This is a genomic window from Ruegeria sp. YKSF57 (genome assembly GCF_059612585.1).
In genome coordinates this window covers 51,086-75,073 of record NZ_JBXWQW010000023.1, presented here as the reverse complement: position 1 = coordinate 75,073, position 23,988 = coordinate 51,086, and the positions used below count along the sequence as shown (strand labels likewise).

23 protein-coding genes are annotated in these 23,988 nt (G+C 62.0%); 14 read left to right on the top strand and 9 right to left on the bottom strand.

Annotation, left to right across the window (positions count from 1 at the left end; all coding sequences use genetic code 11):
- Position 1 precedes the first annotated feature (1 nt).
- Positions 2–1,003 (bottom strand): DUF2125 domain-containing protein, encoded by a 1,002-nt coding sequence (locus tag AC2FLX_RS11650; RefSeq protein ID WP_496807900.1) that lies wholly within the window; start codon positions 1,001–1,003, stop codon positions 2–4.
- Positions 1,004–1,068: 65 nt separating this feature from the next.
- Here AC2FLX_RS11650 and AC2FLX_RS11645 point away from each other — a divergent pair, with 65 nt between their 5' ends.
- The 3 genes from AC2FLX_RS11645 to AC2FLX_RS11635 all read left to right on the top strand — a co-directional run bounded on the left by AC2FLX_RS11645 (position 1,069) and on the right by AC2FLX_RS11635 (position 4,583).
- Positions 1,069–1,599 (top strand): gamma-glutamylcyclotransferase, encoded by a 531-nt coding sequence (locus AC2FLX_RS11645; protein WP_496810635.1) that lies wholly within the window; start codon positions 1,069–1,071, stop codon positions 1,597–1,599.
- Positions 1,600–1,667: 68 nt separating this feature from the next.
- Positions 1,668–2,855: a biopolymer transporter ExbB gene (locus AC2FLX_RS11640; protein WP_480749553.1), complete on the top strand. Its 1,188-nt coding sequence runs from the start codon at positions 1,668–1,670 to the stop codon at positions 2,853–2,855.
- Between the two features lie 3 nt (positions 2,856–2,858).
- Positions 2,859–4,583, top strand: a complete 1,725-nt coding sequence (locus AC2FLX_RS11635; protein WP_480749552.1) for a peptidoglycan -binding protein — start codon at positions 2,859–2,861, stop codon at positions 4,581–4,583.
- Positions 4,584–4,588: 5 nt separating this feature from the next.
- Here AC2FLX_RS11635 and AC2FLX_RS11630 read toward each other — a convergent pair whose 3' ends face one another.
- From AC2FLX_RS11630 to gloB, 3 genes are all read right to left on the bottom strand, one after another.
- Positions 4,589–5,545: a M23 family metallopeptidase gene (locus tag AC2FLX_RS11630; RefSeq protein WP_496810634.1), complete on the bottom strand. Its 957-nt coding sequence runs from the start codon at positions 5,543–5,545 to the stop codon at positions 4,589–4,591.
- Positions 5,545–7,875 (bottom strand): ATP-dependent Clp protease ATP-binding subunit ClpA, encoded by a 2,331-nt coding sequence (gene clpA / locus AC2FLX_RS11625; RefSeq protein ID WP_496810633.1) that lies wholly within the window; start codon positions 7,873–7,875, stop codon positions 5,545–5,547. Before clpA ends, AC2FLX_RS11630 begins: the two co-directional genes overlap by 1 nt.
- 177 nt (positions 7,876–8,052) lie before the next feature.
- On the bottom strand, positions 8,053–8,820 hold the full coding sequence (gene gloB, locus AC2FLX_RS11620) for a hydroxyacylglutathione hydrolase (RefSeq protein ID WP_480749549.1): 768 nt from the start codon (positions 8,818–8,820) through the stop codon (positions 8,053–8,055).
- A 61-nt stretch (positions 8,821–8,881) separates the two neighbouring features.
- Here gloB and AC2FLX_RS11615 point away from each other — a divergent pair, with 61 nt between their 5' ends.
- From AC2FLX_RS11615 to AC2FLX_RS11585, 7 genes are all read left to right on the top strand, one after another.
- Entirely contained in the window at positions 8,882–9,616 is a 735-nt protein-coding gene (locus AC2FLX_RS11615; protein WP_480749548.1) for a methyltransferase domain-containing protein, read from the top strand.
- A 310-nt stretch (positions 9,617–9,926) separates the two neighbouring features.
- Entirely contained in the window at positions 9,927–10,487 is a 561-nt protein-coding gene (locus AC2FLX_RS11610) for a F0F1 ATP synthase subunit delta (RefSeq protein ID WP_496810632.1), read from the top strand.
- The gene (atpA, locus tag AC2FLX_RS11605; RefSeq protein WP_480749546.1) at positions 10,488–12,026 is read left to right on the top strand and encodes a F0F1 ATP synthase subunit alpha; all 1,539 of its coding nucleotides are present in this window, start codon (positions 10,488–10,490) and stop codon (positions 12,024–12,026) included. It begins immediately after the preceding gene.
- A 12-nt stretch (positions 12,027–12,038) separates the two neighbouring features.
- Positions 12,039–12,914 (top strand): F0F1 ATP synthase subunit gamma, encoded by an 876-nt coding sequence (locus AC2FLX_RS11600; protein ID WP_496810631.1) that lies wholly within the window; start codon positions 12,039–12,041, stop codon positions 12,912–12,914.
- Between the two features lie 20 nt (positions 12,915–12,934).
- Positions 12,935–14,359, top strand: a complete 1,425-nt coding sequence (gene atpD / locus AC2FLX_RS11595) for a F0F1 ATP synthase subunit beta (RefSeq protein WP_496743719.1) — start codon at positions 12,935–12,937, stop codon at positions 14,357–14,359.
- Between the two features lie 12 nt (positions 14,360–14,371).
- Complete coding sequence (locus AC2FLX_RS11590) at positions 14,372–14,782, top strand: F0F1 ATP synthase subunit epsilon (protein WP_480749543.1); 411 nt, start codon at positions 14,372–14,374, stop codon at positions 14,780–14,782.
- A 118-nt stretch (positions 14,783–14,900) separates the two neighbouring features.
- Positions 14,901–15,251 carry an H-type lectin domain-containing protein gene (locus AC2FLX_RS11585; protein WP_480749542.1) on the top strand — a complete coding sequence of 117 codons (351 nt, stop codon included), beginning with the start codon at positions 14,901–14,903 and terminating at the stop codon, positions 15,249–15,251.
- A 169-nt stretch (positions 15,252–15,420) separates the two neighbouring features.
- Here AC2FLX_RS11585 and AC2FLX_RS11580 read toward each other — a convergent pair whose 3' ends face one another.
- A complete protein-coding gene (locus AC2FLX_RS11580) occupies positions 15,421–16,440 on the bottom strand; it encodes a ribose-phosphate pyrophosphokinase (protein WP_480749541.1) in 1,020 nt (339 codons plus the stop codon).
- A 110-nt stretch (positions 16,441–16,550) separates the two neighbouring features.
- Between AC2FLX_RS11580 and AC2FLX_RS11575 the strand changes: the two genes are divergently transcribed.
- Complete coding sequence (locus AC2FLX_RS11575) at positions 16,551–17,153, top strand: 2-hydroxychromene-2-carboxylate isomerase (RefSeq protein WP_496810630.1); 603 nt, start codon at positions 16,551–16,553, stop codon at positions 17,151–17,153.
- Positions 17,150–17,962: an alpha/beta fold hydrolase gene (locus tag AC2FLX_RS11570; protein WP_496810629.1), complete on the top strand. Its 813-nt coding sequence runs from the start codon at positions 17,150–17,152 to the stop codon at positions 17,960–17,962. The genes AC2FLX_RS11575 and AC2FLX_RS11570 overlap by 4 nt, the downstream gene beginning before the upstream one ends.
- On the opposite strand, the gene AC2FLX_RS11565 is transcribed toward AC2FLX_RS11570, so the two are convergent.
- Genes AC2FLX_RS11565 through AC2FLX_RS11555 form a run of 3 tightly spaced genes read right to left on the bottom strand, consistent with a single transcriptional unit; the run spans position 17,963 to position 20,402 of the window.
- Complete coding sequence (locus AC2FLX_RS11565; RefSeq protein WP_496810628.1) at positions 17,963–19,000, bottom strand: threonine aldolase family protein; 1,038 nt, start codon at positions 18,998–19,000, stop codon at positions 17,963–17,965. It abuts the gene before it with no gap.
- Positions 19,000–19,473, bottom strand: a complete 474-nt coding sequence (locus AC2FLX_RS11560) for a YcgN family cysteine cluster protein (protein ID WP_496743723.1) — start codon at positions 19,471–19,473, stop codon at positions 19,000–19,002. Before AC2FLX_RS11560 ends, AC2FLX_RS11565 begins: the two co-directional genes overlap by 1 nt.
- A complete protein-coding gene (locus AC2FLX_RS11555; RefSeq protein ID WP_496810627.1) occupies positions 19,470–20,402 on the bottom strand; it encodes a bifunctional riboflavin kinase/FAD synthetase in 933 nt (310 codons plus the stop codon). Before AC2FLX_RS11555 ends, AC2FLX_RS11560 begins: the two co-directional genes overlap by 4 nt.
- 265 nt (positions 20,403–20,667) lie before the next feature.
- Between AC2FLX_RS11555 and AC2FLX_RS11550 the strand changes: the two genes are divergently transcribed.
- Entirely contained in the window at positions 20,668–21,252 is a 585-nt protein-coding gene (locus AC2FLX_RS11550) for a methylenetetrahydrofolate reductase C-terminal domain-containing protein (RefSeq protein ID WP_480749535.1), read from the top strand.
- A complete protein-coding gene (locus tag AC2FLX_RS11545; RefSeq protein WP_480749534.1) occupies positions 21,249–22,238 on the top strand; it encodes a methylenetetrahydrofolate reductase in 990 nt (329 codons plus the stop codon). Before AC2FLX_RS11550 ends, AC2FLX_RS11545 begins: the two co-directional genes overlap by 4 nt.
- Positions 22,239–22,270: 32 nt before the next feature.
- On the opposite strand, the gene AC2FLX_RS11540 is transcribed toward AC2FLX_RS11545, so the two are convergent.
- Positions 22,271–23,980 carry an adenylate/guanylate cyclase domain-containing protein gene (locus AC2FLX_RS11540; RefSeq protein ID WP_480749533.1) on the bottom strand — a complete coding sequence of 570 codons (1,710 nt, stop codon included), beginning with the start codon at positions 23,978–23,980 and terminating at the stop codon, positions 22,271–22,273.
- Between the last annotated feature and the right edge of the window lie 8 nt (positions 23,981–23,988).

Sequence of the window (23,988 nt, the reverse complement as noted above, 5' to 3'; positions counted from 1 at the left end):
CTCAGCGCAGGAAAATGCGCGGCGCCGGGCCAAGTGGCACCGGGCCCAGAGTGACAAAGCCGTCGCGGAAGCCCAATTCCACGTCCAGCGCATTCGGATTGCCGCTGAGCCCCGCCAGCAGACCAAGCACGCGGTTTACCGGATCGACCGCCTGATCGGGCAGCGCGCCCGAGGCGTTGGCCATCGCCACCATGTCCTGCCAGTTCTCGGCCTTGATCGCGATCTGGCCGGTTGGAATGCCCCGGGCGTCGATATCCAGCTCTCCAGTCGCGAAAAGGCGCAGCGCGCCCCATTTCAGCTCGGCCAGCGCGAGATCGATAAAGACCGGCTGCGGGCGGCGTTCTTCCAATGCGGTGCGGTCCCAGGGTTTGTCGAACCGGGTGAGCATGTCGAGTTCAAGCGTTTCGAAGGACTGCGGCAGCGAGCGGGACGAGCGTAGTAGCGAACGCAACCCTTGCCCCGGTGAAAAGCCGTCGGCGGACGCGGCAAGGGCATAGGTTTCAGGCTGGTCGGTCTGTTCCATCACAAGGGTCAGATCGGCGGCGCCTGCCAGCGCCGTACCCTCTTGCGAGATCGACCAGGGGCCAGAGGTCAGTGCAAGCCGTTCCAGAACCAGTGCGACGCCGGGTTGGAGGTGCAGCCCGGCCTGCAACTGTTGCGCCGCGACGATCGCGGTCTGGTCGAGATAGGAAAACCGCTGTGGCGTGTTGGCGAAGTGCAGGGTTTGGCGACCGGGCCAGACAGCAGGGCTGGCGATGTCGATCCAGTCGGCGCGCCACGCGGTGCCGGTGGCCGGATCAGCCAGGGCGGGGTTATTCAGGCGCGTGACGTGGCGCGCGGGATAGCCGGTTGTGGTGATATCGGAAAACTCCGCCTGCCATCCCAGTTGCTGGCGCTGGTCGAACCAGCCCGAGATTGCCGAGCGCAGGCCGTAGCCCGCAATGAACCAGTAGCCTGACCAAAGCAGTGCCGCGAGAATGAAGAAGCGAACCAGCCGGTTCATGAAATGGCCCTTTTTCCTGCCCTGGATTTGATGTTTATAGGCGCAAACAGGCGAGGACCAGTGCGATGACGATGTGGGTGTTCGGATACGGATCACTGTTGTGGAACCCCGGATTCCCGGTGGCGCGCAGCGAGCTTGCGACGCTGCATGGCTATGCCCGGTCGTTCTGCATGTCTTCGATCCACCATCGCGGCACCGAGGAAAACCCCGGTCTGGTGCTGGCGCTGGACGAGGTCGGTGAGGCCCATTGCAAGGGGCTGGCGCTGGCGGTCCAGCCCGGTCACGAGGAGCGCACCCTGGACGAGTTGCGCGAGCGCGAGCTGATCTCGTCTGCCTATCTGGAACGGATGCTGGACGTGCATCTGGAATGCGGCGAGGTGGTGAACGCGGTGACCTATGTGATCGACCCTCATCACGTGCAATATTGTGGCGGCATGCCGCTGGAGGAACAGGCGCAGATCATCGCGCGCGCCGTCGGCGGGCGGGGGCCGAACACCGAGTATCTGTTCAATACCACCGAGCATCTGATCGAGATCGGATTGCGCGATCCGGATCTGGAGTGGCTTTCAGAGCGCGTTCGCAATCTGATGGCATAATTCCTTGGCTTCACCGGCGGATATTCGCTAGGTTCGGCCAAGAGCAGAAGAAACCGGGAACAAGGCGCATGGCGCAGGCACACCGCGAAGCGAGACCTCAATTCTCGCAACCGTTCCGACAGATCCTCATGATGCTGATCGTGATCGGGCTTTCAGGGTTTGGGGTATTTGTGGCCTTGCCAAGGGTCATGCCGGTTTTCGAGGCCAATCCCTATCTCAACGGCTTTATCCTGTTGGTCTTTGTCATCGGCGTGCTGGCCTGTTTCTATCAGGTGGTCCAGCTGATGGGATCGGTGCGCTGGATCGAAGGTTTCGTGGGCGGCGTCGAGACCGACGGCAGCACGCCGCCGCAAATGCTGGCACCGCTGGCGTCGCTGCTGCGCTCGCGCGGGGCGCGGTCCCAGATCAGTTCGACCTCGACTCGATCAATCCTTGATTCGGTGGCCGAGAGGATCGAGGAAGAGCGCGAGATCACGCGCTATATCACCAACCTGCTGATCTATCTGGGCCTGTTGGGGACGTTCTTTGGTCTTGCCACGACGGTTCCGGCGGTGGTGGATACGATCCGCAGCCTCAATCCGCAGGAGGGAGAGGAGGGCCTGACCGTTTTCAACCGCCTGATGACCGGGCTTGAGGCGCAGCTGGGCGGCATGGGCGTGGCCTTTGGATCGTCGCTGCTGGGTCTGGCCGGGTCGTTGATCGTGGGACTTCTGGAGCTATTTGCAGGGCATGGGCAGAACCGGTTCTATCGCGAGCTGGAGGAATGGCTGTCCTCGATCACCCGTGTTGGGTTTGCCTCGGGCGACGAGGGTGGCGCGGAGCTGGCATTGCTGGCGCCGATCCTGGATGCGATGTCGCAGCAGATGGACACGTTGCAGGACATGTTCCAGGCCAACGAAGAGGGCCATTCGGTGGTGTCCGACAAGCTGGGGCGTCTGGTCGACGTGATCGGAGAGATGAACCAGCGGCAGGCCGAGACCGAGGGCGTGACCTCGGCGCTGGATCGGGTGGCGCTGGGTCAGGAGGCGCTGCTGGATCACCTGCGCGAAAAGGCCGATGGCGAAGGGCTGGATGCCGAGAGCCGGATGCGGCTGCGGTCGATGGATGTGCAGCTGCTGCGCATTCTCGAAGAGATTTCGGCCGGACGGCAGGAGAGCCTGTTGGAACTGCGCAAGGATATCGAACTGGTGGTCAAGGCGCTGTCGATTTCGCGGGGATCGCTCAGGGCGCATACCGCCACGCCGGACGGAGACTAAGCCATGGCCCTGTCGCGCCGCACCGGACATCGGTTCCAGGGGTCGGTCTGGCCCGGCTTCGTGGATGCGATGACCGGGCTTTTGATGGTGCTGACATTCGTGCTGACCATCTTCATGGTCGTGCAATTCGTGCTGCGCGAAACGATCTCGGGTCAGGAGGACGAGCTGAGCGCGCTGTCGAACGAGGTGGCGGCGCTGGCCGAGGCATTGGGGCTGGAAGAGCGGCAGACCAGCCGTTTGCAGGCGCGGCTTGGGGCGCTGAACGCCACATTGACCGAAACCGAGGATGATCTGTCACAGGCGCAGGCGCTGATTGGCACGCTGACCGCCGAGCGCGACAGGCAGACGGCGGCGCTGGATCAGGCGCAGACCCGGATCACCGCGTTCGAGGCGCAGGTAGCGGCGTTGCTGGCCGATCAGGAACGGGCGTTGGGTGACATCCGGGCGCTGGAAACGGAGCGGGCAGATCTGCTGTCCGAGCAGGAGGCGCTGAACCTGGCGCTGGCCCGCAGCCGGGAAGAGGTTGACGCCCAGGTCGAGGCGGCCCGGCTGGCGGCCGCAAGACGCGAGGCGCTTGAGGCGCTGATTGCCGATCTTGAGCAATCGGGCGAGGAAAACGCCGAACAGATCGCGGCCTTGCAACAGCAGTTGAGCCAGGAAGAGGCCGACAAGCTGTCCGAGGCTGCGGCGGCGGCGGTGTTGCGCGAACGGCTGCAGAATGCCGATGCCGAACTGACGGCGATGACGTTGGCGCTGGAAAAACAGCGGCAGGAGGCAGAGGATACCCTGACCCTGCTGGCTGCTGCCGAGGCCGCAAAAAAGAAACTGGAACTTGAACTGGGCGAGTCGCTGACAGCCGAAGAGGTGCAGGCCCGGCTGAATGCCGCGCTCAATGCGCAAAGCGAAGCCGAAGACACGGCCCGCGTCCAGGGCAATCTGGCCAATGAACGGGCCGCGATGCTGGCGCAGGCGCATCAGGCACTTGCCGCGGAACAGGCCGCGTCGGCCGAGGCGCAGCGGCAGACCGCGCTGCTGAACCAGCAGGTGTCGGCGTTGCGCAACCAGCTGGGGTCGTTGCAGGCCTTGCTGGACGATTACGAAGACCGCAACGCGGCGGCCGAGGTGCAGTTGCAGACGCTGGGGCAGGACCTGAACGCGGCATTGGCGCGTGCCGCCTCGGAAGAACGCAAACGCCGCCTGCTGGAAGAAGCCGAGCGCAAGCGGCTGGAGGCGCAGAACCAGGGGTTGGTGGCACAGGCTGAAGATCTGGAGCGGTACCGTTCGGAATTCTTTGGCCGGTTGCGCGAGGTTCTGGGCGATCAGGAAGGCGTGCGCATCGAGGGTGACCGATTTGTGTTCTCGTCCGAGGTTTTGTTCGATCCGGCCTCGGCAGACCTGTCGATCGATGGTCAGGTCGAGGTCTCGAAAGTTGCCAATATTCTACGCAGCGTGGCGCAGGATATTCCCGACGAGCTGAACTGGGTGATCCGGGTGGATGGCCACACCGATAACCTGCCGCTGTCGGGCACCGGGCAGTATCGGGACAACTGGGAACTCAGTCAGGCGCGGGCGCTGTCGGTGGTGCGGTTCATGGTTGAGGCGCTGGGACTTCCACCTCAGAGGCTGTCGGCCAACGGGTTCGGAGAGTTCCAGCCCGTGGATACGGCGGACAGCCCGGAAGCACGGGCCAAGAACCGCCGGATCGAGCTGAAACTGACCGAAAAATAATCCGGTCAGGGCATGTCGATCTGGATGCTTTTGCTGCTGATAACCGTTCCGTTACGCCGCAACTCAGCCGTGCCGGTATACTGCCCGGCGGGCCAGCGCGCGGCGGTAAGCTTGCGTCCGGCAGCGCGGAACAACTGCGCCTGATTTTTTTCCAGCGTGGTTTCGTGATCGATGACCTCGCCGTCAGGGCCATGGATTGTCAGGCGAATGACATCCCCGGCCAGTCCACCGAAGGCATAGCCAAAAAAAACCAGCCCCTTGGCCTTGCCGGCCAGCGTATCCTGTGCAACGGTGCCCGCCTGAATGGCCTCGTATGTCGGAACATGGTCGGAAAACCCGACCGCGATCAACGCGCCGGGCTGATAGGGGATCGGTGCCTGCCACAGGGTCTTTGCCGGGTCGCCGCATTGCGACGGATCTTTCGGGTCAAACGGGTCCACGACCTGACCATCATGGCGCACGGACAGGTGCAGGTGGGGAAATTCCGTCTGACCGCTGAGCCCGACCTGTCCCAGCACATCGCCCGGCTGAACAGCGTCGCCGCTCTTTACCCGGATCGAGCCGCGTTTCATGTGGCAATACTGGGTTTCCCAGCCGTCTTCGTGCACAATCAGCACGCCGTTGCCGCACTCGCGCCCCGCAACCGCAGCGTCAGTTGCTGCATTAAAGCGGCGGTCTTCCATACCGTCGCGGGTGGCGCGTACCGTGCCCGCCGCAGCGGCCTTGACGTTGACGCCCGCCTGCATCGCTGCCAGCGAAGGTAACGCAAAGTCGGTGCCTTTGTGGCCTTCATAGCTGAGTGTGCCGCACCTGAAATCGCGCGCGCCCGATCCCGGATCCCGGTCGACAAATTGCTGGATATGGCAGGTTTCGCCCAACGTGCAATCAATGGGCAGGTGCAGAACGGGATCACTCGCCGCCGGAGTGGCGGCGAGTGCCAATACGATCAGCGCTGCGCGCATCAATCGGCGGTCAGCAGAGGCGGCTTGTCACCCGAAATCCGGGCCTGACCGGGGCCGACCATCTGAAGATCAAGCGCGCCTTTCTTGACCGACACACGGACCACACCGCCCTTGGCGAGCTTGCCGAACAGCAATTCCTCGGCCAGGGGTTTCTTGATGTGTTCCTGGATCACGCGGCCCAGCGGGCGGGCGCCCATCTTGTCGTCATAGCCCTTGTCGGCGATCCATTCGGCGGCCTGATGTGTCAGTTCGATGGACACGCCGCGATCCAGCAGCTGCGCTTCGAGCTGGAGGACGAACTTCTCGACCACCTGCAGGATGACCTCTTTCGGCAGCGGCGCGAAGGAGATCACCGCATCCAGACGGTTGCGGAATTCGGGCGTGAACATCCGTTCGATCGCGGCGGTATCCTCGCCCTCGCGCCGGTCGCGGCCAAAACCGATGGCGGATTTGGCCTGTTCGGCGGCGCCCGCGTTCGAGGTCATGATCAGCACCACGTTGCGGAAATTCACCGTGCGGCCGTTGTGATCGGTCAACTCGCCGTGGTCCATCACCTGCAACAGGATGTTGAACACGTCCGGGTGCGCCTTTTCGATTTCGTCCAGCAGCAGCACGCAATGCGGGTGCTGGTCGACACCGTCGGTCAGAAGACCGCCCTGATCAAAGCCGACATAGCCCGGAGGCGCGCCGATCAGACGGCTGACCGCGTGTTTCTCCATGTATTCCGACATGTCGAAACGCAACAGTTCCACGCCCAGCGTATCGGCCAGCTGTTTTGCGACCTCGGTCTTGCCGACACCGGTCGGACCCGCGAACAGGTAGTTGCCGATGGGCTTTTCGGGTTCGCGCAAACCGGCGCGGGCCAGTTTGATGGCGCTCGACAGCGCCTCGATCGCCTGATCCTGACCAAACACCACGCGCTTGAGCGAGGCTTCGAGATCCTTGAGAACCTCGGCATCGTCCTTGGTGACGTTCTTGGGCGGGATGCGCGCAATCTTGGCGACCACCGCCTCGATCTCTTTCACGCCGATGGTCTTGCGGCGCTTGCTTTCGGCCACAAGGTGTTGCGCCGCGCCGGCCTCGTCGATCACGTCGATGGCCTTGTCGGGCAGCTTGCGGTCATTGATGTAGCGGGCCGACAACTCCACCGCCGTCTTGATCGCATCGGCGGTGTACTTGATGTCGTGATGCTTTTCGAAATAGGGCTTGAGGCCGCGCAGGATCTTGATGCTGTCCTCGACCGAAGGTTCGTTCACGTCGATCTTCTGGAACCGGCGGGACAGGGCGCGGTCCTTTTCGAAATGCTGGCGGAATTCCTTGTAGGTGGTCGATCCCATGGTGCGCAGCTTGCCACCCTGCAGGGCGGGTTTCAGCAGGTTCGAAGCATCCATCGCCCCTCCCGAAGTTGCGCCGGCGCCGATCACGGTATGGATCTCGTCGATGAACAGCACCGCGTCGGGATGTTCTTCCAGTTCGGTCACGACCGCCTTGAGCCGTTCCTCGAAATCGCCGCGATAGCGGGTGCCTGCCAACAGCGCGCCCATGTCGAGCGCGTAGATGGTGGTATGCGCCAGAACGTCAGGGGCTTCGCCCTCGACGATCTTATACGCCAAGCCTTCGGCGATGGCGGTCTTGCCGACGCCGGGGTCGCCTACGAGCAGCGGATTGTTCTTGCGGCGGCGGCAGAGCACCTGGATGCAACGTTCCACCTCGTCGGCGCGTCCGATCAGTGGGTCGACTTCGCCGGAGCGGGCCTTGGCGTTGAGGTCGACGCAGTATTTGCCCAGCGCGCTTTCCTTTTGCTCGACGTCGCTGGTCGAGGATGTTGCCTGTGCTTCGTCTTCGGAATGTTCGGCACCGGTCACGGGGCGATTTTCGCCAAAGGCCGGGTCCTTGGCCACGCCATGAGCAATGAAATTGACCGCGTCATAGCGGGTCATGTCCTGTTCCTGCAGGAAATAGGCGGCATTGCTTTCGCGCTCGGCAAAGATGGCCACCAGCACGTTGGCGCCAGTCACTTCGTTGCGGCCCGAACTTTGCACGTGGATCGCGGCGCGCTGGATCACGCGCTGGAATGCGGCGGTAGGCACCGCTTCGGAGCCGTCGATATCGGTCACGAGGTTCGAGAGGTCTTCGTCGATGAATTCGACCAGTGTTTCGCGCAACTCGTCCAGATTGACGCTGCATGCCTTCATCACCCGGACGGCATCGGGTTCTTCCAGCAGCGCCAGAAGCAGATGTTCCAGCGTTGCAAATTCATGTCGCCTTTCATTCGCCGCCGCGAGGGCCGCGTGAATGGCTTGTTCCAATGTGCTCGAGAATGAAGGCACGTGGGTGCTCCTCTTTACTTGGGTCGAAACCGGGGGGGCGAGTTGCGGCCGAACCCCCTGCTCAACCATGTCCTCATACTATTAGAGTTTGGTTGAACATTGCCCGGCTTCAAGGGTTTTCTTGCTCTTGACAGTCACATTTCCTGTGACCGTGATCGTGAACACCGCATTTTGTGGCTAAAATCTGTCTTTCCTGGCGCGAATTTCAGCAAAGACATCGGCGGGAGCGGCTCCGCTCATGCCAAGATTGGCCTGAATACCGGATTCTGCCGCGCGCAGAAAGGGGTTGGTGGCCTTTTCCAATGCCAGAGTCGAGGGCACGGTGGGCTCTCCGGCGGTGCGGGCGCGGGCGATATCGGCAATACGCTGTTGCAGTGCCGGATTGTCGGGTTCGATGGTTTCGGCGAACCGTCCATTGGCTTGGGTATATTCATGTCCGGAACAGACGATTGTTTCGTCGGGCAGTGCCGCCAGCTTGCTGAGCGAGACCCACATCTGGGGCGCGGTGCCTTCGAACAGGCGGCCACAGCCCAGTGCCATCAGGCTGTCTGCGGTGAAAACCGCATCACTTTGCGGCATGTGAAAGGCGATGTGGCCCACGGTATGACCCGACACGTCGATCACATGCACCGGCTCGCCACCGATGGTGATGGTGTCGCCTTCGGTCACCTGTTGATCCAGCGGCGGCAGGCGGTGCGCATCTGCCGCCGCGCCGATCACCCGGGCGGGATGGCGGGCGAGGATTTCGGCCAGGCCGTCGACATGGTCATAATGGTGGTGGGTCAGCAACACATGGCTGAGCGTCCAGCCGCGCGCGGACAGTTCCGCAAGGATGGGCGCGGCCTCGGGCGCGTCGATCAGCGCCGTCTCGCCACTGACCCGGTCATGTGCGAGAAAGGCGTAGTTGTCGCTGAGGCAGGGGATGGTGACGATTTCAAGAGGCATGGCCTTTTGCCCTTTCATTGCTAGACTGCGCCCAGCTAAGCCGATCGAGCAGGTGTCCGCAATGCATCTCGACGTGCAGGATCTGAGGAATTTCTACTACCGCAGCACGCTGGGCCGTGCGGCGCAGGCCGCGATCCGTGGCCGCCTGCTGGACTTGTGGCCCGAGGCGAAGGGGCAGACCGTGGCCGGGTTTGGCTTTGCGGTTCCGCTGTTGCGCCCCTATCTGGCCGATGCGCGGCGGGTGATCGGATTGATGCCGGGGCCGCAGGGGGTGATGCCGTGGCCTGCGGGGATGCCAAACGTGTCGGTGCTGTGCGAAGAAACGCTGTGGCCTGTCGATACCGGGCAGGTGGACAAGCTGGTGGTCATGCATGGGCTGGAGACCACGGAGCGCCCAAACGATCTGCTGGAGGAATGCTGGCGGGTTCTGGGGCCGGGCGGCAAGGCGATGTTCATCGTCCCGAACCGGGCCGGGTTCTGGTCGCGCTCGGACAAGACGCCCTTTGGCTTTGGCCGCCCTTATTCGCTGGGGCAGCTGGAAACGCAGCTCAGGATTCACCAGTTTCTTCCTGAAAGCCATTGCTCGGCGCTGTACCTGCCCCCGTCCTACCGGCGATTCTGGTTGCGGTCAGCGAGCCTGATCGAAAAGACCGGTCAGCGTCTGCCCACGATCATGGCGGGCGGTGTTCTGATGGTCGAGGTCAGCAAGCGGGTACACCCGCCAAAGGGCAACGTGACCAAGGACGCGGTGAGACGCCCGATCAAGGCTTTGGACGGTTTGCTGAAACCGGCCTGATCGCGGGCGCGGGTTTTGGTCGATTGCGCCGGTTCTTGTGGAAATTACGTCACAGGAATCGCAAAAACCTGCAACTTGGTAACATTTTTCAAGCCAATCTGGGGGGCAAAAGGGTCGCAGTTTTCCTAACGTGTTGAAATCAAACATTTTGTGGATAACTGCGTTACCGCTATACTATATTGCGAGGTTGGGAACGCTCTGCTACATCCCCGGTGATTTTGATGCCCTGCCTTCAAGGCGGGGTTTCTTCACGCCCCCGGGGTAAGTGCCAAAGCGCGAATTCGGGGCCTAAAGTATCGGAAGGGTGGACGTGTCCGAACCAGCTTCGATTTCCGCAGGCATCGCCGAGCGCTATGCCACCGCGATTTTCGAGATCGCGAAAGAGAACAAAGACCTTGCAGGTCTCGAATCCGGCATCAACGATCTGGCCGCAGCACTGGCTGACAGCGCCGATCTGCGCAATCTGATCGCATCTCCGCTGGTATCCCGGGCCGAGCAGGAAGCCGCAATCACCGCGATTGCCGACAAGATGGGGCTGAGTGCCGTATTGCGCAACTCGCTGGGCCTGATGGCGCAGAAGCGCCGCCTGTTCGTCGTGCCGCAACTGGTCAAGGGGCTGCGCGAGATGCTGGCCGACGAGCGCGGCGAGGTTACCGCCGAGGTGGCATCGGCCAAGGCGCTGACCAAGACCCAGATGGACAAGCTTGCCAAGACGCTGAGCGCGAATGTGGGCAAGACCGTGACAATCCATGCGACCGTTGATGAGAAGCTCATCGGCGGTCTTGTCGTTAAAGTGGGCTCGAAAATGATCGACAGTTCGATCCGCTCCAGGCTCAACTCCCTACAGAATGCAATGAAAGAGGTCGGATAAATGGGAATCCAAGCTGCAGAAATTTCTGCAATCCTGAAGGACCAGATCAAGAATTTTGGTCAGGAAGCAGAAGTGGCCGAAATCGGCCGCGTGCTAAGCGTCGGTGACGGGATTGCCCGTGTATACGGTCTGGACAACGTTCAAGCCGGTGAGATGGTCGAATTTCCCGGCGGCATCATGGGTATGGCGCTGAACCTGGAGAGCGACAACGTCGGTGTCGTTATCTTCGGTTCCGACCGTGACATCAAAGAAGGTGACACTGTCAAGCGCACCAACGCCATCGTGGACGTTCCTATCGGTGACGAACTGCTGGGCCGCGTCGTGGACGGTCTGGGCAACCCGCTGGACGGCAAGGGCCCGATCAACGCCACCAAGCGCGGTGTTGCAGACGTCAAGGCCCCCGGCATCATCCCGCGTAAATCGGTACACGAGCCGATGGCAACCGGCCTGAAATCGGTTGACGCGATGATCCCGATCGGTCGCGGCCAGCGTGAGCTGATCATTGGCGACCGCCAGACCGGCAAGACCGCCGTGGCCCTGGACACCATCCTGAACCAGAAGGTCTATAACGACGCGGCTGGCGACGACGAGTCCAAGAAGCTGTACTGCATCTATGTCGCCATCGGTCAAAAGCGTTCGACCGTTGCGCAGCTGGTGAAGAAACTGGAAGAATCCGGCGCCATCGAATACTCGATCGTCGTGGCGGCAACCGCGTCCGACCCGGCGCCGATGCAGTTCCTGGCACCCTATGCCGCAACCGCGATGGCCGAATTCTTCCGTGACAATGGCCGTCACGCGCTGATCATCTATGATGACCTGTCGAAACAGGCCGTTGCCTATCGCCAGATGTCGCTGTTGCTGCGCCGTCCGCCGGGACGTGAAGCCTATCCGGGCGACGTTTTCTACCTGCACTCCCGTCTGCTGGAGCGTTCGGCGAAGCTGAACGAGGACTTCGGCTCCGGTTCGCTGACCGCTCTGCCCGTCATCGAAACCCAGGGCGGCGACGTGTCGGCGTTTATTCCGACCAACGTGATCTCGATCACCGACGGTCAGATCTTCCTGGAAACCGAACTGTTCTATCAGGGCATCCGCCCCGCAGTGAACACCGGTCTGTCGGTTTCGCGTGTGGGTTCCTCGGCCCAGACCAACGCGATGAAGTCGGTCGCAGGCCCGGTTAAACTGGAACTGGCTCAGTACCGTGAAATGGCGGCATTTGCGCAGTTCGGTTCCGACCTCGACGCCGCAACCCAGCAGCTGCTGAACCGTGGTGCGCGTCTGACCGAGCTGATGAAACAGCCGCAGTACTCGCCGCTGACCAACGCGGAAATCGTCTGCGTCATCTTCGCCGGCACCAACGGTTATCTCGACAAGATCAAGGTGACCGACGTGGGCCGCTACGAGGCCGGTCTGCTGGCGCACCTGCGCGGCAAGCATGCCGACTTGCTGAAGTGGATCACCGACGAAGATCCCAAGGTCAAGGGCGATGCTGCCGACAAGATCAAGGCTGCGCTGGACGAATACGCCGCAACCTTCGCTTAAGGAGATGCGGCAATGCCAAGTCTGAAGGACCTTAAAAACAGGATCGAGTCGGTCAAATCGACCCGCAAGATCACCAAGGCCATGCAGATGGTCGCGGCTGCAAAACTGCGCCGCGCCCAGGACGCTGCCGAAAGCGCCCGCCCATATGCCGAACAGTTCAATACTGTGATGGCGGGGCTGGCGGCTTCGGTCGGGGGCAGCGACAGCGCCCCCAAGCTGCTCCGTGGTACGGGCAGCGACGATGTCCATCTGCTGGTTGTCATGACAGCCGAACGCGGTCTCTGCGGCGGCTTCAACTCGAACATCGCAAAGCTCGCGCGCGCCAAGGCGGACGAGCTGCGGCTCAAGGGCAAGACGGTCAAGATCCTGACCGTTGGCAAAAAAGGCCGTGACGCGCTGAAGCGCGATTACAGCGATCTGTTCGTTGGACATATCGACCTGAGCGAGGTCAAGCGTATCGGCTATGCCAATGCGCAGGACGTCGCAAAGAACATCCTGAACCGTTTCGATGCGGACGAGTTCGACGTTGCCACGATCTTCTATGCGAAGTTCCAGAACGTCGTGACCCAGATCCCGACCGCGCACCAGATCATCCCGGCTTCGTTCGAAGAGACCGGGGGCGATGACAGTGGCGCGGTCTTCGATTACGAGCCCAGCGAAGAGGCCATTCTGGCCGACCTGCTACCCAAGGGGGTCGCAACCGCGATCTTCTCGGCTCTGCTCGAAAACGGAGCCTCGGAACAGGGTGCACGGATGTCCGCAATGGACAACGCGACACGCAACGCGGGTGAGATGATCGACAAGCTGACGATCCAGTTCAACCGTTCGCGTCAGGCCGTCATCACCAACGAGCTGATTGAAATCATTTCCGGCGCCGAAGCGCTGTAGAGACATACCGGAGACGAAACATGGCGAATGCAAAAGGCAAAGTCACTCAGATCATCGGGGCCGTCGTTGACGTCCAGTTCGATGACGCGCTGCCTGAAATTCTGAACGCGCTGGAAACCGAAAACAACGGCAAGCGCCTGGTGCTCGAAGTGTCGCAGCACCTTGGCGAAAACACTGTCCGCACCATCGCGATGGACGCGACCGAAGGTCTGGTTCGCGGCGCCCCGGTGACCGACACCGGCGCACCGATCTCGGTGCCGGTGGGCAATGCCACCCTGGGCCGCATCCTGAACGTTGTCGGTGAACCGATCGACGAAAAAGGCCCGGTCGAAACCACCGAAACCCGCGCCATCCACCAGAATGCCCCCGAATTCGACGAGCAGTCGACCGAGTCGGAAGTTCTGGTCACGGGCATCAAGGTGGTCGACCTGCTGGCCCCCTACGCCAAAGGCGGCAAGATCGGCCTGTTCGGCGGCGCCGGTGTGGGCAAGACCGTTCTGATCATGGAACTGATCAACAACATCGCAAAAGTACACTCGGGCTTCTCGGTGTTTGCGGGTGTTGGCGAACGGACCCGTGAAGGCAACGACCTGTATCACGAGATGATCGAATCGAACGTGATCAAGCCGGACAACCTGGCGGAAAGCCAGGTGGCTCTGGTTTACGGCCAGATGAACGAGCCTCCGGGAGCGCGTGCGCGTGTGGCCCTGACCGGCCTGACTCTGGCCGAGCAGTTCCGCGACCAGTCGGGCACTGACGTTCTGTTCTTCGTCGACAACATCTTCCGCTTCACACAGGCGGGTTCCGAGGTGTCGGCTCTGCTGGGTCGTATCCCGTCCGCGGTGGGCTACCAGCCGACGCTGGCCACCGACATGGGCGCCCTGCAGGAGCGCATCACTTCGACAAAGGCCGGATCGATCACTTCGGTGCAGGCGATCTACGTGCCTGCGGACGACTTGACCGACCCCGCGCCGGCAACCTCGTTTGCGCACCTCGACGCGACCACCGTTCTCAACCGTGCGATCTCGGAAAAGGGTATCTACCCGGCCGTGGACCCGCTCGACTCGACCTCGCGCCTGCTGGACCCGGCCATCGTCGGTGAAGAGCATTACAAGGTTGCGACCGACGTTCAGCAGATCCTCCAGCGCTACAAGTCGCTGCAGGACATCATCGCCATCCTCGGCATGGACGAACTGTCGGAAGAGGACAAGCTGGCCGTGGCCCGCGCCCGTAAGATCGAGCGCTTCCTGTCGCAACCCTTCGACGTGGCACAGGTCTTTACCGGCTCGCCCGGCGTTCAGGTTCCGCTGGATGTCACCATCGACTCGTTCAAGCGCGTTGTGGCCGGTGAGTTCGACCACCTGCCCGAGGCGGCCTTCCTGATGGTCGGCGGCATCGATGAAGTGATCGCCAAAGCCGAGCGTATGGCCGCAGCGGCTGCCTAAGGAGTATCCCTGATGGCAAACACGATGCAATTCGACCTCGTCAGCCCGGAGCGGAGCCTTGCTTCGCTCCAGGCCAGCGCGGTCCAGATTCCCGGCGCGGACGGGGACATGACGGCGATGCCCGATCATGCCCCCACCATCACCACGCTGCGCCCCGGTCTGCTGAAGGTTGAGGCGCCCGAAGGGGCCAGTGAATACCTGGTCACCGGCGGGTTTGCCCAGATCAACAGCGACGGTTTGTCGGTGCTGGCCGAAAAGGCCATTCCGGTGACCGAAGTGACCCGCGCGCATCTGGACGAGCTGATCGCCGAGGCCCGCGCCTCGCACGAGGCGGCAAAGGAACAGGGCGACCACACCATCGTCGACGATGCAGCCAAGCTGCTGGCCGACATGGAGGCGCTGGGAACTCATATGAGCCTGTAAGTCAAGAATCTTCACGATTTTCGGCACGGCCCCGTCACAACGGGGCCGTATTCATTTTGCATGACTTGTTCAGGGCGTTGCCCTACGGTGCAGGTGAGTCAACGGTTGTGATAGTTTGATGATGAATTTTTGTTCGCACCCCGTCGGTATTGACCAAGGCGAAGCGGTGCTGTTCTCGGAATTTGAGAATGGCGGCGCGATGTGGACCGGAACCGGTCCACGTGAACGCAGGCGGACGGTCCGGTTCAGGACAGCTTTCCGCTCCGCTCCAGCCGTTCAGATGAATGTGTCCTTGTGGGATGTCGACAATTCCTCGGCCCTGCGCGCCGAGCTGACGCCCGAGAACGTCAGCAATGAAGGGTTCGAGGCGGTGTTCCGGACATGGTCCGACACGCGCATTGCGCGTATCCGTGTCTCCTGGATGGCAATAGGCGAAGTTCGCAACGAGGATGACTGGGACATTTCCTAGCGGCGCTGCCCCTCTTGCCCTGCGGGCAATTCACCCCGGGGTATTTCAAACCAGAAAGAACCAGAGCCTCGTATATGCTTCTTTCTGGTTTGAAGTAGCCCAGTGAGTTTGAGGGAAAGCGTCCCTCAAAACAAAATCAAATCGAGCGCGCCGGAGGCGCACGATTGAGCTACGCGGCGCGATAAAGCGACTCGTAGATCGGGATCAGGGTTTTGTCTTCGAAGAGCGAGGAAACGCTGGTGCCGTTCCAGATGTTCAGGATGGCCTGGGTCAGCAATGGCGCGGTTGGAACGACGCGGATGTTGGGCGCGCTGAGGATCGCATCGGTGGGCTGAATCGAGTCGGTGATAACCAGCGATTTCATCACCGAATTCGTCACCCGTTCAACGGCGGGGCCGCTCATGACGCCGTGAGTGATATAGGAGTGAACCTCCTTGGCGCCGTTGTCGAGCAGCACCTGGGCGGCCTTGCAAAGCGTTCCGGCGGTGTCACAGATGTCGTCCACGATCAGGCAGATCTTGTCCTTGACGTCGCCGATCACGGTCATCTCGGCTATCTCGCCCGGTTTTTCGCGGCGCTTGTCGACGATCGAAAGCGGTGCATTAATGCGTTTGGCCAGTTCGCGCGCGCGGGCAACGCCGCCCACATCCGGAGAAACCACCATCAGATCGGACATGTGGTCCTTGAACTGGTGCTTGACGTCGAGCGCGAAGATCGGCGAGGCATAGAGGTTGTCGACGGGGATATCGAAGAAGCCCTGGATCTGGGCCGCGTGCAGGTCCATGGTCAGGACCCGCTCGATCCCGGCGCCGGTGATCATGTTGGCGACCAGCTTGGACGAGATCGGGGTGCGTGCCTTGGTGCGACGGTCCTGGCGGGCATAGCCGAAATAGGGGATCACGGCGGTGATCCGCGCCGCCGACGACCGGCGCAGCGCATCGGCGATGATCAGCAGTTCCATCAGGTTGTCATTGGCCGGATTCGAGGTCGGCTGGATGATGAACATATCCTCGCCGCGGACGTTTTCGAACACTTCGACGAAGATCTCACCGTCGTTGAACCGCTCCACCCGTGCGTCGACCAGTTCCTGATCGACGCCGCGATACAGGCTCATCCGGCGGGCAATGGCATTGGCAAGTGGAAGGTTGGCGTTCCCAGAGATGAGCTTGGGTTCGTTGAGTGTCGGCATTGTTCTGTGATTCCCGGGGCAGCGGCAGGTTATGTGACAGATTCGTGATGTTGACACCGCTTAACATGGGCTTACCGTCCCGCAAAGGTTCAGCAGCGGAGAAAGTGAACATGGCCGATATCGACTACTTTTTTGCGACACTGTCGCCCTACAGCTATCTGGCGGGGCAGCGGTTGGAGGAGGTCGCGGCCAGGCACGGCGCGACAATCGCCTACAAGCCGGTCGACATCATTGCGCTTTTTGGCCGAACCGGGGGAACGCCGCCCAAAGACCGGCATAAATCGCGGATCGAGTACCGGGCGCAGGAACTGGTGCGGCAGGCAAGGAAGCTGGGGATGGAGTTCAACCTGCAGCCCGCACATTGGCCGACCAATGCGGCACCGTCTTCCTACGCGATTATCGCGGCGGCCAAGGATGGGGCGGGCGACATTGGAAAACTGTGCCATTCCATCTTGCGGGCCTGCTGGGCCGGGCAGAAGGATATCGCTCAGGACGAGGTGATCCGCGAGTGCCTGGAACAGGCCGGGTTCGATCCGGGGCTGGCGGATAGCGGATTGCTGGTCGGGGCCGAGACCTATGCCGCCAATCTGGAAGAGGCGGTCGATCGCGGGGTGTTCGGCGCGCCGTTCTATATCACGTCCGACGGGCAGCGGTTCTGGGGTCAGGACCGGCTGGACGATCTTGACGCCCGCCTGGCGGAGATGAAGGCGTGAGGGATCACGCCGCGTTGCAGCAGCCTTTCCATGTGCGCGTGCTGGGGCACGGTGCGCGCCGGGTGCTGGCGCTGCACTGCACCATCGCCCATTCCGGCGCGTGGCGGGGGCTGGCAGAGTGCCTGGGAGGGCAGGCAACTTTTACCGCGCCCGACATGCTGTCGCATGGTCGCAGCCCGGATTGGGACGAGGTGGGTGATTTCCAGGACCGGATCGTCGAGATCGCCGAAACCCAACTGAGCGAACCGATGGATCTGATTGGTCATTCCTTCGGGGCGACGGTCGCGTTGCGCCTGGCGGTCGAACGCCCGGATCTGGTGCGCAGCGTGGTGTTGATCGAGCCGGTGTTCTTTGCGGTTGCCGTCAGGGATGCGCCGGGGTTGATCGAACAGCATGCCGAGGATGCCGGACCCTATCTGGAGGCACTGGCGGCAGGGGACGAGGCGCTGGCGGCACGGTTGTTCAACCGGATGTGGAGCACCGAGGACAGCCCGCGCTGGCCACAATTGCCGGACAATACGCGGGCGGCGATGATCCGAGGCATTCACGTGGTGCCGACGGTGGATGACACGTTGTTCAACGATCGCGCGGGGTTGCTGAAACCGGGCGTTCTGGACCGGGCGTCGATGTCGGTCCTGTTGTTACGCGGGTCATTGACCCACCCGGTAATCGCCGCGATCAACGAAGGATTGGCGCGCCGTCTTCCCGACGCGGTCAGCGACGTGATCGACGGGGCAGGGCACATGGCGCCGATCTCGCACCCCCGCGAGACGGCGGATCGGATCGCTGGGTTCTGGGCGCGTGTCTGATCAGGTGAGCAGCGCCAGGAACTGGTCGATCTGCGCTGAGCCGATCGACCAGTCGCAGACCAGGCGGCAGGCCAGGGCCTCGGTATCGTCGTCGCCTTCAAGCTCCGCCCCCCACAGGTGATAGACCGCACCCGCGTCGTGCAGGCGCTTGTGGGTGCTGCGGGGGAAGCTGGCGAAGATGATGTTGGCCTGTGGTTCATGCAGGAAGGCGGCCCCCGCCTTGCGCAGGCCATCGGACAGCCGGGCGCAGTTGGCATTGGCCTGACGCGCTGATTTCAGCCACAGGTCATCCTTGAGATAGGCCGCCATCTGGGCCGACAGATAGCGGTGCTTGGAAAACAGGTGCGCCCCGCGTTTGCGGCGCAGTTCGAATTCCCAGGCCTTGCTTTCGTCAAAGAAGATGACCGCCTCGACCCCCATGCAGCCGTTCTTGGTGCCGCCAAAGCTGACAGCGTCGACGCCGGCCCTCCATGTCATCTCGGCGGGCGAACAGTTCAGCGCCACCAGCGCATTGGCAAAACGGGCGCCGTCCAAGTGCACCGGCAACCCATAGCCCTTGGCCACGGCGCAGAGCGCCTGCAACTCGCCCAGCGAATAGACCGAGCCGCGCTCGGTCACCTGGGTGATCGACACCGGCCCGCGCTGTGGCCCATGCACGCCACGGGTTTCTTCGCCCGCAATCGCTCCGCGCAGCGCCTCGGGGGTCATCTTGTCACCACCGGGAACCAGGGTCAGCTTGGCGCCGCTGTAGAATTCGGGTGCGTTGCACTCGTCTTCGTGGATATGGGCGACGGGCGAGCAGAACACGGTTTCCCACGGGTTTGACAGTGTGGCCAGGGCCAGCGAGTTGGCCGCCGTGCCGGTTGCCACCAGATAGACCGCCGCGCCGGGGGCCTCGAATATGCCGCGGATGTTATCGCGCACCTCGTTCATCAGGGCGTCGGCGCCATAGGCCATGGCATAGCCCTGATTGGCCTCGGTCAGCGCTTGCAGAACCTCGGGGTGAGCGGGGCCGGAATTGTCAGAGGCAAAAAACATCAGATCGGTTCCTCGATTATGTGGTCTTCCCACTCTTCTTCGGGGGTTTCGAATTCCGAAACGGTCTTGTGGCGTACCGAAATACCCGCCGCATGCACGCTTTCGGGTGTGCCAGAGATCAGCGGGTGCCAGTCGTAAAGCGGCTTGCCCTCCCATAACAGGCGATAGGCGCATGTTTGCGGCAACCAATAGGCGTGGGTGTCGATATTGTCGGGGCGCATCACGATGCATTCCGGTACAAACTGGTGGCGGATGTCGTATTGGGTGCAGCGGCAGGTTTCGTCATCCAGCAGACGGCAGGCGACACAGGTCAGGGCCACCTCGCCGCTGTCCTCGTCTTCCAGCTTGTTCAGGCAGCATTTGCCGCACCCGTCGCACAGCGCTTCCCATTCCTGCGGGTTCATCTTGCGCAGCGGCTTGCGCTCCCAGAAACGCGGGGCAAGCCCGGTGCGGTCGATGGGGTCCTTGCTCATACCGCCACCAGAATCTCGCGTGCCTTCGCACAGTCGGCACCCATCTGTGCGACCAGCGCGTCGAGCCCGTCAAATGTCATCTCGGGGCGCAGATACTCGACCAACCCGACCGAGAGTGTCGCGCCGTAAAGATCGCCTGAGAAATCGAACAGGAAGGTTTCGATATTGGGCTGCTCGCCCCGGAACATCGGTCGGGTGCCGACCGAGGCGGCGCCGTGATAGCTGCCCTGATGCGGTCCGTCCAGAACATCGACCAGCACCGCGTAGACACCGAATTTCGGCTGGTGCAGCCCCTCGATCGACATGTTGGCAGTGGGAAAGCCCAATTCGCGTCCGCGCTGTTCGCCGCCAATGACTTCGCCCTCGATCCGGTGCCAGTGGCCCAGCATCGTGGCGGCATCGCGCGGCCGGCCTTCGGTCAGCGCAGTACGGATCGCAGTGGATGAAACGACGTTGTCGGACCGTTCCATCAAGGGGGCGATCGTTACGCCAAACCCCATTTCGCGGCCAAACCGCGCCATGTCTTCGGCGTTACCGCTGCGGCCCTTGCCAAAACAGAAATCCGCCCCGACAACGACATGCGCCAAACCCAGACCGTCGCAGATGACGCCCTTTGCGAAACCTTCTGGTGTCAATCCGGCCAGCGCGGCGTTGAAGGGCAGTTCATAAAGCTTTTTGACCCCCAGTTTTTCCAGCCGGTGCGCGCGGGTGTTGCCGCGCATCAGCCGGAAAGGCGGGCTGTCGGGGGCAAAGAACTCGCGCGGGTGCGGCTCGAAGGTCAGTACGCCCAAGGGGGCGTCGGGGGCGGCATCGCGGGCCAGTTCGATCACCGACCGGTGGCCGATATGGACGCCGTCGAAATTGCCAATCGCGACGCTGGCGCCGCGATCCTGATCTTCGACGAACTGGTAATCCCGAATGATCCGCATGGGCGCCTGCGTAGCTTGACAACGGACCTTGTTCAAGCACCAGTTCACGAATTGCCGGGGTCACAAGTGTGCCCAAGGCCGGCGGGCTGATTTGACATCCACGCTGTCTGTCGCTGTGCGACAGGTTTGCATTGCCCAATCTATTTCTTGATCCGCCAAAAAGACGAGGTGTAAAGTGGAACTCCGGTTGATGTAACCGCCCGTCGGAAAAAGGTATTCGGTTCCGGTCCCTTGAGATCGCGGGCATACCCTGAGGTCGTGCCTCATGTACAGAATGCGCCTATTCGCCATTCGCCACGCTCGGTTTTTCGAGTGGGTCTACAAGCGCGTCGAGCAAGGGATGGTGGCGCTTGATCCGGTCTTTGCCAAGATTGGCTATAACCGCGTCGAACGCCCGATTGCACTGGTCGAAAAAGGCGTCAAGACCCTGCTGTTCGATTGCAAGATGTGTGGGCAATGCGTGTTGTCCTCGACCGGCATGTCGTGCCCGATGAACTGCCCCAAGCAATTGCGCAACGGTCCTTGCGGCGGGGTGAGGCCGGGCGCGTTCTGCGAGGTGAAGCCCGATATGAAATGCGTCTGGGCGCTGGCCTGGGACGGGTCGAGCCGGATGCGAGAAGGCCCGGAAAAGATCAAGCAGGTGCTGCCGCCGGTCGAACACACGCTGAAGGGGTCGTCGTCGTGGTTGCGGGTCAGCCGCGAGATTGCCTCCAAACGGCGCGAGGCGCGCGATGCCGCGCGCCAGACTCTGGCGCAGGCCTTTCCCGAGGCGCGCAGGAACGAGCCGTCCTCGGCGCCGCTGGCCGAGGAACCACCACGCGCCACGACGCATCAGGGAGGCAGAACATGAGCGCACCATCCAGCAAGGATGTGGAGCCTTCGGGCTATGTTCCCGTGCCCGAGGGATATGTCTCGCACAGCCGGTTGGAACGGGTTTTGCGATCTGGCCGCTTCGCGGTGACGGCAGAGCTGAACCCGCCTGACAGCGCCGATCCCGAAGATGTGTTTCAGGCCGCCCAACCGCTGGGTGAGGTGGCGGACGCGATCAACGCAACCGATGCGTCGGGCGCGAACTGCCATATGTCTTCGATCGGTATTTGTGCGTTGCTGACGCGCGCGGGCTATTCGCCGGTCTATCAGATCTCCTGCCGCGACCGGAACCGCATCGCCATTCAGGGCGACGTGCTGGGCGCGGCGGCGCTGGGCGTCAGCAACGTGCTGTGCCTGACCGGGGATGGCGTCGGTACCGGCGATCAGCCGGGGGCGAAACCGGTGTTCGATTTCGACTCGCTGACGCTGTTGCGCACGATCCGGACCATGCGGGATCAGGGCAAGTTCCTGTCCGGCCGCAAGATCACGCGGCCGCCGCAGTTGTTTCTGGGGGCTGCTGAAAACCCCTGCATTCCGCCCTATGACTGGCGCCCGAACCGGCTGGCCAAAAAAGTCGAGGCGGGGGCCGAGTATATTCAGACCAACTATATCTACGACATCCCGCTGTTCGAGAAATTCATGTCGCGGGTGCGCGACGAAGGGCTGGACAAAAAAGTCTACATCATCGCCGGGGTGGGGCCGATGGCCTCGGCCAAGGCGGCGCGCTGGATGCGGTCGAACGTGCCGGGCATCCACATTCCCGACGACATCATCGACCGGATGGAAAAGGCCGACAAACCGGCGGAAGAAGGCAAGAAAATCTGTGTCGAACTGATTCAGCAGATCAAGGAAATCGCAGGCGTGTCGGGCGTTCACGTGATGGCCTATCGCCGTGAGCACCTTGTTTCCGAGATCATCCTTGAATCAGGGGTTCTGAAAGGGCGCTCGAAGCCGCGCAAAAAATAGCAATCCGGTTTGCGCCCGGATCATTCGCTGATCTATTTCGGCAGCCCCGCCTGCAGCAATCGGTCTATCAGCGTCTTCGCGATGCTGCGGTTCTGGTAGCATTCGTTGAAGCGAACGAATTCGACAGTCAGATCTGCATCACGGCCCAACGCGTCGGCCACGTTTGCAACGGCTTGCCGGGTGTCGCCCAACGCGACCCGCGAGGCGGCCTTGTACAACAAGCTTCGTCGCGTCTGAAAGGGCAGGTCGCGCGCGGCACTCAGAACGTCGTCGTATCTTTGCAGATGATAAAGGGCCGCGATCCTTTCCTCGGTGATCCACGCAGGCAGGAACGGATCGAGTGCTCCGGCGCGGTCCAGCAGCGACAAGGCGGTTTCCGGTTCACCTGCGAAGTTATGAAACGCCGCGCACCGGCCAATGATATACGCGTCATTTGGAGCAAGCTCGATCGCCTTGCGGTGATAGGTGCGCGAGGCATCGAATTTGTATTCCAGCATCAGGATCGAACCCATGATGCGGTTGGCCTCGGGGTCGTTTGGGTCAAGTTGCAAGGCCCGTTCGGTGCGCCGCCTCCCGTCGCCCCAGTCGTAATCGGGCAATCCGGATGCCGAACACACCCACATGGCCTGAGCCTTGGCAAAGTTCGGATCGGTCTCGATCGCCTTTTCAAACCAGTGCAAGGCCTTGTGAACGTTCTGATCGGTGACGCCCCCTCTGCGGTGATAGTCCAGCCCGCGCAGGTAATATTCGTAGGCCGTCAAAGAACTCGCCGGGCGTTGGCGGGCGGTTTGGGTGTCGGCTTCCAGAACGCGCCCTGTCACTGTTGCGGTTACACGGGCGGTGATCTCTTCCATCATGTCGACGAATTCATCGAACGGGCGTTGGATGCGGTCGGTCCAAAGAACCTGTCCGTTCTCCGTTTCGACAAGATTGAGGTTCAGCCGCAGTTTCGAGCCCAAAGACCGGATGGAGCCGGTCAAAATGAAGCGGACCCCCAACAGATTGCCCGCCGCGACAGGATCGCGATTGGACAGACCCATCGAGGCGGTGGCCGATACCACGAACAACTGTTTCATCCGACCAAGGTCCAGGATCAGATCCTCGGTCAGCCCGTCGGCAAGCGTATTTTGGTCGGTATCGGCGGAACTTGCCGAGAGCAGGGGCAGAACCGCAATCGAATGTGGGCGTTTGGCGTGCACATCCAACTTGAACTGCTCGCTGGCCCGACCCCGGAAACGCACGATTTCTTCCCGGACGCGAAACACGTGAATCGGTTCTGAAATACCCTTGAACCGACGCTCGCCTATATCGTCGAAGACACAGGGCGAGTTGCGGCGAACCTGATCGAACAGGCTCTGGCTGGTGTCAATTGCGCCCGGATCGGCCGCCGATTGAATGCGCGCCGCGATATTGACGCCATCGCCGCGCAGGTCTCCGTCCACGTCCACCACATCCGCCAGATGCAGGCCAAACCGCATGTCCGACACGGTCGATTTTTGTGCCGCGTTAATCGCTCCGCGCGCAGCCATCGCGGCCCGCAACGCGTTCACCGGGCTCTGGAATTCGGCCAGAACCGCATCGCCGGCCTGGTTGAAAACCCGCCCGTCATGCTTGTTTACGGTTTCGGAAACCACCGCAAGCCGATCCGAAAAACTGCGAATAGCCCGCTCTTCGTCCTGCTCCATCTGGCGGGTGGAGCCAACGATGTCGCCGACCAGTATCGTGGCTAGCCTACGCTGCATCTCTCCTC

Coding starts and splice junctions, on each gene's coding strand:
- AC2FLX_RS11650 (WP_496807900.1), bottom strand. CDS start 1,003: ATGAACCGGCTGGTTCGCTTCTTCATTCTCGCGGCACTGCTTTGGTCA.
- AC2FLX_RS11645 (WP_496810635.1), top strand. CDS start 1,069: ATGACGATGTGGGTGTTCGGATACGGATCACTGTTGTGGAACCCCGGA.
- AC2FLX_RS11640 (WP_480749553.1), top strand. CDS start 1,668: ATGGCGCAGGCACACCGCGAAGCGAGACCTCAATTCTCGCAACCGTTC.
- AC2FLX_RS11635 (WP_480749552.1), top strand. CDS start 2,859: ATGGCCCTGTCGCGCCGCACCGGACATCGGTTCCAGGGGTCGGTCTGG.
- AC2FLX_RS11630 (WP_496810634.1), bottom strand. CDS start 5,545: ATGCGCGCAGCGCTGATCGTATTGGCACTCGCCGCCACTCCGGCGGCG.
- gloB (WP_480749549.1), bottom strand. CDS start 8,820: ATGCCTCTTGAAATCGTCACCATCCCCTGCCTCAGCGACAACTACGCC.
- AC2FLX_RS11615 (WP_480749548.1), top strand. CDS start 8,882: ATGCATCTCGACGTGCAGGATCTGAGGAATTTCTACTACCGCAGCACG.
- atpA (WP_480749546.1), top strand. CDS start 10,488: ATGGGAATCCAAGCTGCAGAAATTTCTGCAATCCTGAAGGACCAGATC.
- AC2FLX_RS11600 (WP_496810631.1), top strand. CDS start 12,039: ATGCCAAGTCTGAAGGACCTTAAAAACAGGATCGAGTCGGTCAAATCG.
- atpD (WP_496743719.1), top strand. CDS start 12,935: ATGGCGAATGCAAAAGGCAAAGTCACTCAGATCATCGGGGCCGTCGTT.
- AC2FLX_RS11590 (WP_480749543.1), top strand. CDS start 14,372: ATGGCAAACACGATGCAATTCGACCTCGTCAGCCCGGAGCGGAGCCTT.
- AC2FLX_RS11585 (WP_480749542.1), top strand. CDS start 14,901: ATGATGAATTTTTGTTCGCACCCCGTCGGTATTGACCAAGGCGAAGCG.
- AC2FLX_RS11580 (WP_480749541.1), bottom strand. CDS start 16,440: ATGCCGACACTCAACGAACCCAAGCTCATCTCTGGGAACGCCAACCTT.
- AC2FLX_RS11575 (WP_496810630.1), top strand. CDS start 16,551: ATGGCCGATATCGACTACTTTTTTGCGACACTGTCGCCCTACAGCTAT.
- AC2FLX_RS11565 (WP_496810628.1), bottom strand. CDS start 19,000: ATGTTTTTTGCCTCTGACAATTCCGGCCCCGCTCACCCCGAGGTTCTG.
- AC2FLX_RS11560 (WP_496743723.1), bottom strand. CDS start 19,473: ATGAGCAAGGACCCCATCGACCGCACCGGGCTTGCCCCGCGTTTCTGG.
- AC2FLX_RS11555 (WP_496810627.1), bottom strand. CDS start 20,402: ATGCGGATCATTCGGGATTACCAGTTCGTCGAAGATCAGGATCGCGGC.
- AC2FLX_RS11550 (WP_480749535.1), top strand. CDS start 20,668: ATGTACAGAATGCGCCTATTCGCCATTCGCCACGCTCGGTTTTTCGAG.
- AC2FLX_RS11545 (WP_480749534.1), top strand. CDS start 21,249: ATGAGCGCACCATCCAGCAAGGATGTGGAGCCTTCGGGCTATGTTCCC.
- AC2FLX_RS11540 (WP_480749533.1), bottom strand. CDS start 23,980: ATGCAGCGTAGGCTAGCCACGATACTGGTCGGCGACATCGTTGGCTCC.